We start from the raw sequence: 12,357 nt of genomic DNA, 5'->3' as shown, positions 1-12,357 counted from the left end.
TCTCCCGGCTCAGGCGAAGCTCGCGACGTGGTAGTAGGAGTAGCCGGTCGCGCCGAACATCACGTCTTTGAGGTTCTTCACGCCCGAGTAGATCCCGCTGACGTTCCACAGCGGCAGGAAGATCGCGTCCTCCATCAGCGTCGTAGTGATCGCCTCGTAAGCCGCCGTCCGCTGGTCGGTGTCGACGATGGAGTTGGCCTGGGCGATGGCGGCATCGATCGCCGGGTTGCTGTAGTGCGCCCAGTTGAAGCCACTGGCGATCTGGTCGCTGGAGACCAGGCCCTTCATCAGGTAGGGGTCAACGTCGTAGTAGAAGATCGCCGAGAGGTTCTGCACGCCCTGGTTGTACGACGCGGCGGCCGTGGTGAACGGCTGCGACGTTGTATTCGAGGTGAACCCGACCTCCTTCAGGGCGTTCACCACGAACTGGGTGGGCAGGTCGAAGCCGTTCGCGGTCTGGATCAGGATGTCCAGGGTCAGCGGCTGGCCGGCCTTGCTGCGCGTCCCGTCCGGACCCGCCGTCCAGCCGGCTTCCTCCAGCAGGCTCTTCGCCTTCTCCGGGTCGTAGGCGTACTTCGAGTCGACGGACTCCGCGTATCCCGGGGTGGTGGGCGTCAGGAAATTGTGCGCGGCCGTGTACGCGCCGCGCAGCGTGCCCTCGTTGAGCTTGTCCTGATCGACGGCGTAGAGGATCGCCTGCCGCACCCGGACGTCGTCGGTCGGGCCCTTGGTCACGTTGATCGGGTAGCCGTAGGGCTGACCGGTCGACGGCACGTCGTAGTGGGTCAGCTCGCCGGAGCTCTTCACGTTCTGGATGGTGTCGGGGTCCAGGTTCATGGCCATCTGGATCTGCCCGCCGCGCAGCGCGTTGTAGCGCGCGTTCGTGTCGAGAAGGATCTTGAAGGTCAGCGTCTCCAGCTTCGCCGGGCCGGCCTCACCGAAGGCCGTGGGGCCCCAGGCGTACGCGTCGTTGCGCTTCAGGCTGACGCGGTCCTGGTTGACGTACTCGACGAACGTGAACGGCCCCGTGCCGGTCGGGTGGGCGGCCACGTCGGCGGCCCCGTACTTCTCGATGGCCGCCGGTGACTGCATCCCGAACAGGACGGTGGTCATCTCGCGCTCGAAGGCGGCGTTCGGCGAGTTGAACACCACCTGCGCGGTGTACTGGTCGACGACCACGGTCTCCTGGTAGGGACCCAGCGACCCGATGGCGCTGCGGGACTTGGTGGCCGGGTCGACGACGTGGTCGAGGTTGGCCTTGACGGCGTTGGCGTCGAAGTGGGTGCCGTCGTGGAAGTCGACGTCCTGGCGCAGCTTGAACGTGTAGGTGGTGGCGTCCGGGGAGACCTCGTAGCTCTCTGCCAGGCCGGGGTAGAACTCGTTCTCCCCCGAGTCGTTGGGCAGCCACCACACGAGCGGGTCGAAGATGTGCGAGATCATCATCGAGACCATGGCCAGGCCGGTGGCGGCGGGGTCGAGTGAGTCCGGCTCCTGGAAGACCCCGACCGTCAGCGTCTTCGTGCCGCTGGCCGTCCCGGAGCCCGGGCCTCCGCCGCAGGCGGCCAGCAGTGAACTCAGACCCAGCCCGATCAGCCCGGCGCCGCCCGCCTTGAGCACTGTGCGACGGCTGACAGGGGCCCGGACGGACTGGCCGAATGCTCCGGCGTCCGCTCCGGCGGGCGTGATGACGTCGCTCATGATCTTTCTCCGTTGCTCGGGGGGACGGGAGGAGGGGCGGGTGCAGTCGTCAGCTTGGGGCAGGCGCGGTGGCCGCCGGTGCCGTCGCGGGATCGTCGGTGCGGGAGCCGCGGGGCATCGCGGAGGGCCCGTACGGGGGGCTCGACGAGGCCCAGCGCCGGACCGCCGGCGCGCGAGCGCAGCAACGCCCTGTAGGTCATCAACCCCTTCGGCTTCAAACATTGTCGGGAGCGTAAGGAACGCGAGGTTTCGAACTCGTATCCTTCAACAAATCGACCAAGAAAGCGCCTTCCATGGAGGCATCCGCCATGCTGTCCGATGATGATCGAGCGCTGATCGGCGCCTTGCAGATCTCCCCGCGCGCCTCGTGGTCCGACGTCGGTGAGGCCCTGGGGATCAGTGGGGTCACCGCGGCCCGGCGGTGGCGGCGAATCACCAGCGACGGCACCGCATGGGTCACCGCGGCGCCGGGGATGACGCGCTGGGCCCAGCAGTGCCTGGCCTACGTGGAGATCGACTGCGCGCCGGCCAAGCGCCAGGAGGTGGCCAGCGAACTGGCGCGGCACGAGTTCGTGGTGACCGTGGAGATCACCACGGGCAGCGCCGACATCCTGCTCACCATCGCCGCCGCAGACCTCGCGACGCTCTCCCACTACCTGCTGGACCACATCGGGACCATGCCCAGCATCCTGCGGACCCGCGTCCGGGTTGCCACCAAGATTTACACCGAGGGTTCGTCGTGGCGCCTGGTGGAGCTGGACGGTCCTGGGCAGCGTGTCCTGGAACGGTCCCGACCCGCCGTCGACCCCTCCGTCGTGGGCGCGGACACCGTGACCTTGACGCCGGACGTGCAGCAGATCGCCCGGCTGCTGTCGGTCGATGGGCGCGCGTCACTCGCCGAACTGGCGGAGGCGACCGGCATCAGCCCGACCACCGTCCGGCGGCACGTGCACAGGCTGCTCGGGGCCCGCATCCTGCTGCCGCGCACCGACATGGCCGCCGAGCTGTCGGGCACTCCGGTCCAGGTCTACCTCTGGGCGGAGGCCCCGGTGGACGGCCTGCCGGCCACGGCCCGCACCCTCACCCAACTGCGGCAGGTGCGCCTGTGCGCCACCGTGTCCTCGGCTACCAGTCTCGTGTTCTGCGCCTGGTTGCACACCGTGGAGGAGGTGCACCGGCTGGAGCTGACCATCGCCAAACAGCTGCCGCAGCTGCGGATCATGGACCGGCTCATCGTGCTGCGCACCGTCAAGCGGATGGGCCGCCTGGTCGACCACCGCGGACGGGCCGTCGGCGTGGTGCCCATCGCCATCTGGGGAGACTCCCGGGAGGACCCGCACCAGCACGCGAACGACGCCGCCGACGGCCTCGCGACCAGGCAAGGCGGTGAAGGATTCCGCCAGATCGGATACTAATAACTTCGGAAAGATGGCAGGGCCCAACGTGAGATGTGAGACACGGTCGTAGCCTCGATGGAGTAGAAAGCTCCGCATGGGCTTCGTCCTCCGCCGCCTGGCCGCGTCCGTCCCGGTGATCATCGGGATCACGGTGGTCGCGTTCGTGCTGATCCACATGGTCCCCGGCGACCCCGCCCAGGCGATCTTGTTCGGTTCCAACGCCACACCGCAGCAGATCGACGACCTGCGCGACCAGCTGGGCCTCAGCCAGCCGCTGTGGCAGCAGTACCTCACGTTCCTGGGCCAGTTGCTGCACGGGGACCTCGGCACCTCCTACGTCACCCACAACTCGGTGGCCAGCGAGCTGCTGTCCCGCACGCCCAGCACGCTGCAACTCACCGGCGCCGCGATGCTGATCGCGATCGTCATCGGCGTGCCCCTCGGCCTGGTGGCCGGCATCCGCCCCGGCTCCGCGCTCGACCTGGTCTCGCGCACCATCTCCTTCATCGGAGTGGCGATCCCGTACTTCTTCCTCGCACTCCTGCTGGTGCTCGCCTTCTCCCTCAACCTCAACTGGGCACCGGCGATCGACGACGGCAGCGCGGCGGCGCTCGTCCTGCCCGCGGTCTCGCTGGGCTGGGGGTACGCGGCGATCCTTACCCGGCTCGTCCGCGGCCGGGTCATCGAGGAGTACCGCAGCGACTACGTGAAGTCGGCCAACGCGCGGGGGTGCTCCGAGCGCCGGGTGCTGCTCGGCCACGTCTTCCGCAACTCGTCCATCCCGGCCGTGACGATGATCGGGCTGCAGTTCGGCAACATCCTCACCGGAGCCGCCGTCACCGAGGTGATCTTCGGTCGGGCGGGGGTCGGCAGCTTCCTCGCCACCTCAATCACCACCAAGAACATACCCGTCGTGCAGGGCGCGATCGTGCTGATCGGCATCGCCTACATCCTGATCAACCTGATCGTCGACCTCGCCGTGGGTGCGATCGACCCGCGGACCCGGCTGGCCTCGGCGTCCACGTGACCGCCGCCCCGCCACCCGGCGAACCTCCGCCGTCCAGCCGGAACGTCCGACCGCAAAGGAGACTGCCGTGAGCACCGCATCGCTGACGGGGGCTGTCGTCCGGCCGCGCCCCCGCAGGTCGGGCAGCACCGCCCGCATCGCCACGGCGGTGGTGATGACCGTCGTCCTGCTGGCGTACGCGGCACTCCTCGTGCACCCGGGGCTGTTCACCTCCACCAGCCCGCTGTTCAACGGGCCGGAGGCCCTCGTCGGGCCCAGCGCGCAGCACCTGTTCGGCACCGACCAGCTGGGCCGGGACGTGTACAGCCGCGTCATCTACGGCTCGCAGTCGGTACTCGCGGCCAGCCTCGGCGGCGTGCTGCTGGCCAGCGTCGCCGGCGTGGCCATCGGCATCATCGGTGGCACCGCGCCCCGGGTGCTCAGCGTCGTCGTGATGCGCGTGGTCGACGTCCTGCTGGCCCTGCCCGTGCTGTTGGTCGCACTCATCCTCATCGCGACCCTGGGTGCCGGGGTGAACAGCATCATCCTGGCGCTCGGCGTGGCCTACACCCCCGGCTTTGCCCGGGTGGTCGAGGCCTCCGTCCGCAAGCTCCGATCGGTCGAGTTCATGCAGGCAGCGCGACTGTTCGGCTCGAGCGGGGCGCGCACGGCAGTCCGGCACCTGCTGCCCAACCTCGCCACCGAGGTGGTGGTCATGGCCAGCAGCGCGGTCGGCTGGGCAGTGCTCACCGCCACCACGCTGAGCTTCCTCGGCCTGGGCGTCCAGCTGCCCGAGCCGGACTGGGGCAGCGACCTCGCCGCGGGGGCGACCAGCCTGTCTACGGCGTGGTGGCTGTCGACCTTCCCGGGGCTGGCGATCACCGTCACGATCCTCGTCGCCAACTATTCGGGCGACTGGGTCATGACCCTCACCGATCCGCGCGGCCGGCAGACGCGGTCCCGGTTCCGGGCCCTCGGTGGCCTGAGCACGACCCTGCCCGCCGCGAACGCCGTGGCCCCCGGCCAGCCGGCGTCGCTGACCTCCGAGTCGTTCACCGGCGCCGACGCCGGAGCCACCGGCCAACTGCCGGCCAGCGCGCCACCGGACACACCAGGAACGGCCACGACCCCCGAGGAGCAGGCATGAGCACCACGGCAGGGATGGGGGTCGGCACCGGGCACGACGTGCGCAAGCGGGAGGTCGTCCTGAGCATCCGTGACCTGCAGGTGGAGATCCACACGCGTAACGGCGTCGTACGGCCCGTGGACCGGGTGACCCTGACCGTGCGGGCCGGGGAGACCCTCGGCCTGGTCGGAGAGTCCGGTTCGGGCAAGACCATGACCGGCATGTCGGTGCTCCAGCTCCTGCCCCCCGGCGGCACCATCGTCGGCGGCTCGATCACCTTCGCCGGGCGTGACCTCCACGGGATGAGCCCGGCCGAACTGCGCCGGCTGCGCGGCGACGACATCGCCATGGTCTTCCAGGACCCGATGACGTCGCTGAACCCCACCCGCACGATAGGCAGCCAGCTGCGCGAGGCCTACCGGATCCACAAGCGCGGCGTCACGACGGCGCAGGCCAACACCCGCGCCGAGGAGGTCCTCTCGCTGGTGCGGATGCCGCAGCCGAAGGACCGGCTGCGCGACTACCCGCACCAGCTGTCAGGGGGCATGCGGCAGCGGGCCATGATCGCCATGGCGCTGCTGTGCGAACCGCGGCTGCTGATCGCCGACGAGCCGACGACCGCCCTCGACGTGTCGATACAGGCGCAGATCCTCGAGCTGCTCGACGACCTCAAGACCCGTTTGGGCATGGCGATCATCCTGGTGACGCACGACCTGGGGGTCATCGCCGGGCACGCCGACCGGGTGGCGGTGATGTACGGCGGGCAGATCGTCGAGGAGGCACCCACCGCCATCCTCTTCACCGACCCGCGGCACCGCTACACGCAGGCCCTGTTCGAGTCCATGCCGACGCTGGAGCTGAACACCGGGCATGCGCTGGCCTCCATCGCCGGGATGCCCCCGCAGCTGATCGACCTGCCGCCGATGTGCCGCTTCGCCCCCCGATGCCGATTTGCCGACGGGACGTGCCGCACCGAGGACCCCGAGCTGGTCGAGGTGGGCCCCGGCCACGCCCACGCCTGCTTCCACCCCCGCTCGCCAGGAGCAGCCGACCCGACCGCCGAACACGCGTTCACCGTCCTGCGCGACGAGGACGTGACGCCGCGCGGCGGCTCCGGTATCCCACTGGTCTCCCTCGACGCGGTGGAAAAGCTGTACCGGATCAAGAACCCGGTACTGTTCAAGCCGCACCGGACGCTGCACGCCGTCTCCGGGGTGAGCCTGGACGTCCTCGAGGGCGAGACGCTGGGGATCGTCGGCGAGTCCGGCTCCGGTAAGACGACGGTCGGGCGGATGCTGGTCGGCCTCGAACAGCCGACCAACGGCGTCGTGCGACTGGGCGAGGATGACATCAGTCGGCTGACCCGTGCCGAATGGCGCACCCGCCGCAGCAGCCTGCAGATGATGTTCCAGGACTCCTCCGCGGCACTCGACCCTCGCATGGACGTGGCCGACCTCATCGCCGAGCCGCTGGCCGCGCAGCACATGGGCAACCGTGCCGAGCGCCGGGAGAAGGTGCTGGAACTCCTCGACGCGGTCGGTCTTCCCCGGTCGGCCGCGGGTCGCCGTGCCCATGAGTTCTCCGGAGGGCAGCGTCAGCGCATCGCCATGGCACGGGCACTGGTCCTGCGCCCCAAGGTGGTGGTCGCGGACGAGCCGGTGTCGGCCCTGGACGTGTCGATCCAGGCGCAGATCCTCAACCTGATGCGGTCGCTGCAGGTCGCATACTCGCTCACCTACGTGGTGATCTCCCACGACCTCTCGCTGCTGAAGTACCTGGCCGACCGCATCGGTGTGATGTACCTGGGCAAACTGGTGGAGCTCGGCCCCAGCGCAGACGTGTACGCGGCACCGCGCCATCCCTACACCGCGGGGTTGATCAGCTCGGTCCCGGTCCCGGACCCGGCGCGCGAGAAGAACAAGCAGGTCGTCGGGCTCACCGGTGAGATCGCCTCGGCGCTCGCCCCGCCCAGTGGGTGCCGCTTCCGCACCCGGTGCCCGCTGGCCACCGACCTGTGCGCCAACGAGGAACCGCCGCTCGTGCTCCGCGAGGGCACCCATCCGGTCGCCTGCCACTACCCGCTGACGGTGGGGACGCCGGCAGGGGCGACCGCGTCGGTCGCCCCTGCGCGGGAGAGCCCCCGGACATGAGTCGGGGGCTCGGCAGCCCGCGGGGACGGCAGGCGCCGCCCGTCGGCCCTTCCGGGCAGCTTTCGGGGCAGACGGCGTCCGCAAACGATCGGTGTGCGCCGCTTGGTATTGGCGTTGCCGCGCAGGAACACGGAGCCGGCGCCCATCCGCCCGGGGTGGCGGAGAAGCTGGCAGGTGGTCCCACTCGACGACCTCTGCTCGACCGACGCACGACGACGTCCAAGCCGCGCTGGCGGCCCCCAACGGGATCCTCCTGGACGGCCCCATGGGCGGCGACGACGTCGTCTCCCCCGGGTACAGCCTGCAGGTGACCTACCACCTGCCGCGAGGCACTTATGTGCTGCCGTGCTTCCTCGCCGATGAGGAGACGGGCCTGTCGCACGCGGTCATGGGGACGCACAAAGCGATGGTCTTCGCTAGACCCCCGGTCGGGTCAGGGGTGCCGCCGACCCCGGCGGCGCCCCTGACCCTCATCACCCGTCGACGTACCGGTCCCGCTCGACGACGAACTGGCCGGTGGCGGTGTTGGCGTCGATGAACTCGGGCAGCAGCGGGATCCGCACCGTCACCGTGACACAGACGGAGAACTCCTCCCCCGGCGTGAGCGCCGGGACGTAACTGCCGGCCGCGTCGCAGCCCGAGCCGACCGGGGCGTAGGCCAGCACCACGTCGGTGGCATCCACCGACTGGTCCTCCACCGCGATCCGGGCGGCCGCCTCCGCGCGCGCCTGCCCGCTCACCGGGTCAGGCGCGGTGCCCAGCGCCCGGCCCGCCTCCCGGGCGGCCTCGGTCGCGGCGAACACCCCGCGCTGCACCGCCGAGAACCCGGCCACCAGGTAGACCAGCGGCACGAACACCACCAGCGCGATGAACACGAACTCCACGATCGCCGAGCCCCGCTCACCACCGTCCCCGCCCAACCGGCGGGCGAGCCACCTCACGGCAACTCCTCCACGGCCCGGCCGGCCACGTCGATCGGCAGCACGTCGCCCAATGCCCCGAACAGGCTGGGCACCGACCCCGTACACCGCACCGCGACCAGCGTCAACCCGCTGACGTCGGTCTCCGGGCCCGACGTGCACGACAACCCGGCCGCCGTCTGCGCCGACGTGGCCCGCCCGACCACCTCGACAGTCCGGGCCGCCCCGAGCTCGGCCGGGACGTCGGCGTTGGCCGCGTACCGCGCGCCCTCCTGCGCGCTGGCCACCACGACGTTGCGCACGTGCACGTACACCGCGACCTGCAGCACCACGAGCAGCAGCACCACGACGAGTACGCCGACGAGCACGAAGTCGACGACCGCACTGCCCCGCTCGCGGTCGGCGGGGGCAGGTATGTCAGCTCGCACTCGTGACGGAGCTCAGCGCCGTCTGCACGGCCGTGACGATCGCCGCCCGGAAGGGCACCAGGATCGCCAGCACCAGGGCCGCCGTCATCACGGTGATCATCACCCAGCCGGGCACGTCGCCCCGCTCGGGATCATCGCCACGCAACCGGGCCGCCAGCGCAGCCAGGCCAGCGATCAGGAACGTGTACGCACGCATCACAGGTTCTTCCTCCTCCAGTGGCACACCGGCGTCACTGCGCCAGCGAGACGATGCTGATCAGCCCCGGGAACAGGGCGAACAGGACGGTGACCGGCAGCACCAGGAAGACGACCGGCACCGCAAGCGTCATGGTCTCCCTGTGCCGCCGAACGGGTGGCGCACGACCCCCAGGAGACCGCCGCCATGACCACCAAGACCGCCACCGGGCTGCACGCCCAGTTCCGTTCATTCATCGAGCAGCACTGCCTGCCCGGGCGCCACGACCTGGACGCGATGGTCGAGCACTACGTCAGCCGCCACGGGCAGGAGTCGCTGTCCGAGCTTGACCCGGCCCAGGTTCACTGGTTCGTGTACAACCACCAGCTCTCCCCGGAGGTGACGCCCGGGTGCCCGTCGTTCTGCGGGAAGCCTGCCGGTCACCCGTATGAGGCGAGCGACTGGGACGGCACCTGGTCGAGATACCACACGCCGCCACTGCCGGAGGACGTGGCCCGGTACGTCTCCATCGCCGCGACGGAGACGCAGGCCACGGACGGGACGGTGACCGTCGGCCCGCTGGTGGCGACCGTGGAGGAAGCCGACAACCTCGACGACCACACGGTGCGGCGGATGGCGTACGCCCTGCTGACCGCGGCCACGCGGATGCGCGAGGACGCGACCGGGCAGACTGTGACCGCCTGCACCAACTGCGGCGCGCCCGTGCACGTCGGCACCGCGTGCGGGCTCTGCCACTACGACGCGCTGCCCGAGGGCGACGCACGATGACCGGCAGGACGTACCTGCTCACCGACGACCAGGGGGAGCCGGTCGGGGTAGCCGACCTGGACGAGATCAACGCCCGGGGCGACCGACTGGCGTTCGCCCTCGCGGCGGCCAGCAACCGGCCACAGGAGATCGAGCGGCTTCTCGACGAGGAGATCGCCGCGGTTGGTGTTCGGGAGGTCCGGTACGTCGTGGCTGCCGCGCTGGGCACCGTCGTCCAGGACATCCTGGAGCCGTTGGTCATGGTCGCTGAGTCCGCGGGTGTCCCGATCCGTGAACGGCTGGCAGAGCCCGTGGGAGCGCTCTGCCAGGTCAGCGGACACCGCCACGCGCTGTTCGAGCGGGTCGGCATCACGGTCCGCTGCACAGGCCGGCGCCGGGAGGAAGGATCATGACGGCGATGGACGTCGAGCACGTCATCACCGACGCGGGAGAGCTGATCGACTACCTCCTGGACGACCAACCCGATTACAGCTGCGACGAACTGATGACGCTGCTGGGCAGAGTCGGCAGAAACGCCGGTCCCGCTGTGGTCGTCTCCCTGTACTACGAGGGCCTCCTCGACAGGCACCACGCCGTCGTCGTGGTGCCGGACGTGTGGAGTGGGGTCGAGTTTCCGCTAGTCGCCTTGGAGCGGAGCGACTGGCGGGCTCTGTTCGCCTTCGCCGGCTACACCCACAACGGCAGGCGCCGAGGCCGTCCACGGTTGCCACGCACCCTCTACCGGGGTGCCGACGAGGCGCACCGGGACGGGTGGTCCTGGACCGACGACCGGGCGCAAGCCGACTGGTTCACCGACCGGTCGATCCACCGGGAACCGGGGCGCGTCTGGCGGGCAACGGTCGAGCCGTGGCGACTGCTGGCGCGGATCACCGAAGGACGCGGCGAATCCGAGTACGTCGTCGACACGGACGGCCTGACGATCACGCCCGCGGTCTGACTACAAGATCACTGAGCCCCGCCGGTCATCACGACGGCGGGGTCTCAGTCCGTTCAGGGCGACCGCCGTCGGCTGGCGATGACCTGATGCCCGGCTCGGCACACCTAACAGATATATAGTTAGGTTGATGTATCCTTACAGGATGACTGTAATGACTGCCCAACCGGGGAAAAACCCCTACCGTCCGGGGGCCGCAACTCCGCCACTGCACCTCGCGGGCCGCGAGCCTCAGTTGGCGCGCTTCCCGAAGCTCTTGGCAGGTGCCCCTGAGATCCCCGCCAACATGCGGCTGACGGGTCTCCGCGGGGTTGGCAAGTCAGTGCTTCTCAAAGAATTCGAGACAATCGCCCGCAACGAAGGGTGGGCGGTCGTACGTCACCAAGTAGAGCCGAGGCACAATTCAGAGGAAGCAATAAGCCTCCTCCTGGGGCAGAGCATTGAACACGCTAAGACGCGAATGTCGCGCTACCGTCGCCTGAGGTCGCAGCTCTTAGAAGCGGTAGAGGTGGGTCGCCGGCTGTTGACGGTCTCCTACGAGGACATCAACTTCAGCATGGGCGGCGCTGGGGAGGTGGAACGGGACCTTTCCCGCAATCTCTATGACGCGGTGGAAACAGCCCTCGACACAGGCCACGAGGGGTTTGCGCTCCTACTGGACGAAGCCCAGGTGATCCGCGACGACACGACCCGAGACGGGGAGTATCCCCTCTCCATGCTCGTGGCCGCCGTGAACGCCCTACAGGAGGCCGGACTGCCTCTCGCGCTCGTGATGTGCGGTCTGCCCACTTTGCGTGCCAACCTTCAGCGGGCGCGTACCTATTCGGAGCGCATGTTCCGCGGGGAAGTCATCGGCGAGCTGACCGGGAACCCGGGGGCGGCACGAGACGCCTTCGTTGAGCCCCTCACCACTACAAGCGTGACCGCAGACGACGGATTAATTGCCCGCGTGCTGGACGAGGTGGAGGGCTATCCGTTCTTCATCCAATTGTGGGGAGCGGAGCTATGGGAAGCCGCTCGTGATGCTGGCGTAGACCGGTTCACGACAAGCCTCCTGGACTCGATCGAGACCGACATCTACGCCCGCCTTGACGAGGAGTTCTACGCGGGCCGCGTGGATACGTTGACGCCCAGCGAACAGGATTTGCTGATGTCGACAGGCCGCTGCGCTTACCCGCCGCTTCGCAGTGTGGATATCCGAGGGCGAAGCGACAAGAGCGAGGGCAACGTCAACGTCTTAATGGGGCGACTCACGGAACAGGGCGTGCTCTATCGGATACAAAAGGGCGTGTACGAGTACACTGCGCCAAAGTTCCACCAGTACCTAGAGCGTAGGTTGGCCGCACTCGATTAGGGCAAGTAGCCCTCTCAGGCGGCGCCCTGAGTCCGGACCTGCATCTGACGCTCCCCGGGCAGCAGCCCGCCTTGATCACAACCGGTCGTAGCAATTGATCTTGGTGCAGGATGTCGGCGACCTACCGACAGGAGCCCACCGGGTGCCCGCACGCCAGCAGTTGACCGCCACCGACCGGGAGGAGATCTCCCGGGGGATCGCCGAGCAGGTCCAGGGCAAGACCATCGCTGCGCGGATCGGCCGGTGCCCCAGCGTCGTGTCCCGCGACATCCGCCGTCACGGCGGCCGCCTGCTGTACCGGGCCACGCTCGCGGGGACGACCGCGGCGGGCTCCCGGCGGCGGCTGAAGACCCGCAAGCTCGACGCCAACCCGGTCCTGG

General features: G+C 69.3%; 13 protein-coding genes. 9 read left to right on the top strand and 4 right to left on the bottom strand.

Features of this window, described 5'->3' with window-relative positions; genetic code table 11:
• Positions 1-9 precede the first annotated feature (9 nt).
• On the bottom strand, positions 10-1,698 hold the full coding sequence (locus tag BLW04_RS14360) for an ABC transporter substrate-binding protein (RefSeq protein WP_175484061.1): 1,689 nt from the start codon (positions 1,696-1,698) through the stop codon (positions 10-12).
• 308 nt (positions 1,699-2,006) lie between these two features.
• On the opposite strand from BLW04_RS14360, the gene BLW04_RS14355 reads away from it, so the two are divergent.
• From BLW04_RS14355 to BLW04_RS14340, 4 genes are all read left to right on the top strand, one after another.
• On the top strand, positions 2,007-3,113 hold the full coding sequence (locus BLW04_RS14355) for an Lrp/AsnC family transcriptional regulator (protein WP_175484060.1): 1,107 nt from the start codon (positions 2,007-2,009) through the stop codon (positions 3,111-3,113).
• A gap of 76 nt (positions 3,114-3,189) precedes the next feature.
• Positions 3,190-4,122 carry an ABC transporter permease gene (locus BLW04_RS14350; RefSeq protein WP_091542408.1) on the top strand — a complete coding sequence of 311 codons (933 nt, stop codon included), beginning with the start codon at positions 3,190-3,192 and terminating at the stop codon, positions 4,120-4,122.
• A gap of 67 nt (positions 4,123-4,189) precedes the next feature.
• Positions 4,190-5,248, top strand: coding sequence for an ABC transporter permease (locus BLW04_RS14345; RefSeq protein ID WP_091542404.1), 1,059 nt, complete (start codon positions 4,190-4,192; stop codon positions 5,246-5,248).
• Positions 5,245-7,377 (top strand): dipeptide ABC transporter ATP-binding protein, encoded by a 2,133-nt coding sequence (locus BLW04_RS14340; RefSeq protein ID WP_217631043.1) that lies wholly within the window; start codon positions 5,245-5,247, stop codon positions 7,375-7,377. The genes BLW04_RS14345 and BLW04_RS14340 overlap by 4 nt, the downstream gene beginning before the upstream one ends.
• A 473-nt stretch (positions 7,378-7,850) precedes the next feature.
• On the opposite strand, the gene BLW04_RS14335 is transcribed toward BLW04_RS14340, so the two are convergent.
• Genes BLW04_RS14335 through BLW04_RS14325 form a run of 3 tightly spaced genes read right to left on the bottom strand, consistent with a single transcriptional unit; the run spans position 7,851 to position 8,921 of the window.
• A complete protein-coding gene (locus BLW04_RS14335) occupies positions 7,851-8,318 on the bottom strand; it encodes a TadE/TadG family type IV pilus assembly protein (RefSeq protein ID WP_091542400.1) in 468 nt (155 codons plus the stop codon).
• Positions 8,315-8,725, bottom strand: a complete 411-nt coding sequence (locus BLW04_RS14330; protein ID WP_091542397.1) for a TadE/TadG family type IV pilus assembly protein — start codon at positions 8,723-8,725, stop codon at positions 8,315-8,317. Before BLW04_RS14330 ends, BLW04_RS14335 begins: the two co-directional genes overlap by 4 nt.
• A complete protein-coding gene (locus BLW04_RS14325; protein WP_091542621.1) occupies positions 8,715-8,921 on the bottom strand; it encodes a hypothetical protein in 207 nt (68 codons plus the stop codon). The genes BLW04_RS14330 and BLW04_RS14325 overlap by 11 nt, the downstream gene beginning before the upstream one ends.
• A gap of 186 nt (positions 8,922-9,107) precedes the next feature.
• On the opposite strand from BLW04_RS14325, the gene BLW04_RS14315 reads away from it, so the two are divergent.
• The 5 genes from BLW04_RS14315 to BLW04_RS14295 form a co-directional block, all read left to right on the top strand.
• Positions 9,108-9,689, top strand: coding sequence for a hypothetical protein (locus tag BLW04_RS14315; RefSeq protein WP_091542389.1), 582 nt, complete (start codon positions 9,108-9,110; stop codon positions 9,687-9,689).
• Positions 9,686-10,081, top strand: coding sequence for a hypothetical protein (locus BLW04_RS14310; protein WP_091542385.1), 396 nt, complete (start codon positions 9,686-9,688; stop codon positions 10,079-10,081). The genes BLW04_RS14315 and BLW04_RS14310 overlap by 4 nt, the downstream gene beginning before the upstream one ends.
• Positions 10,078-10,626, top strand: a complete 549-nt coding sequence (locus BLW04_RS14305) for a hypothetical protein (RefSeq protein WP_091542383.1) — start codon at positions 10,078-10,080, stop codon at positions 10,624-10,626. Before BLW04_RS14310 ends, BLW04_RS14305 begins: the two co-directional genes overlap by 4 nt.
• 151 nt (positions 10,627-10,777) lie before the next feature.
• On the top strand, positions 10,778-11,977 hold the full coding sequence (locus tag BLW04_RS14300; RefSeq protein WP_175484059.1) for an ATP-binding protein: 1,200 nt from the start codon (positions 10,778-10,780) through the stop codon (positions 11,975-11,977).
• A gap of 142 nt (positions 11,978-12,119) precedes the next feature.
• The coding region (locus BLW04_RS14295) for a helix-turn-helix domain-containing protein (RefSeq protein WP_175484058.1) at positions 12,120-12,357 on the top strand (238 nt) is incomplete at its 3' end.

Origin of the sequence: Modestobacter sp. DSM 44400 (genome assembly GCF_900107175.1) — a bacterium.
In the GTDB taxonomy this organism is placed as follows: domain Bacteria; phylum Actinomycetota; class Actinomycetes; order Mycobacteriales; family Geodermatophilaceae; genus Modestobacter.
This window is presented reverse-complemented; position numbering and strand designations above follow the sequence as displayed.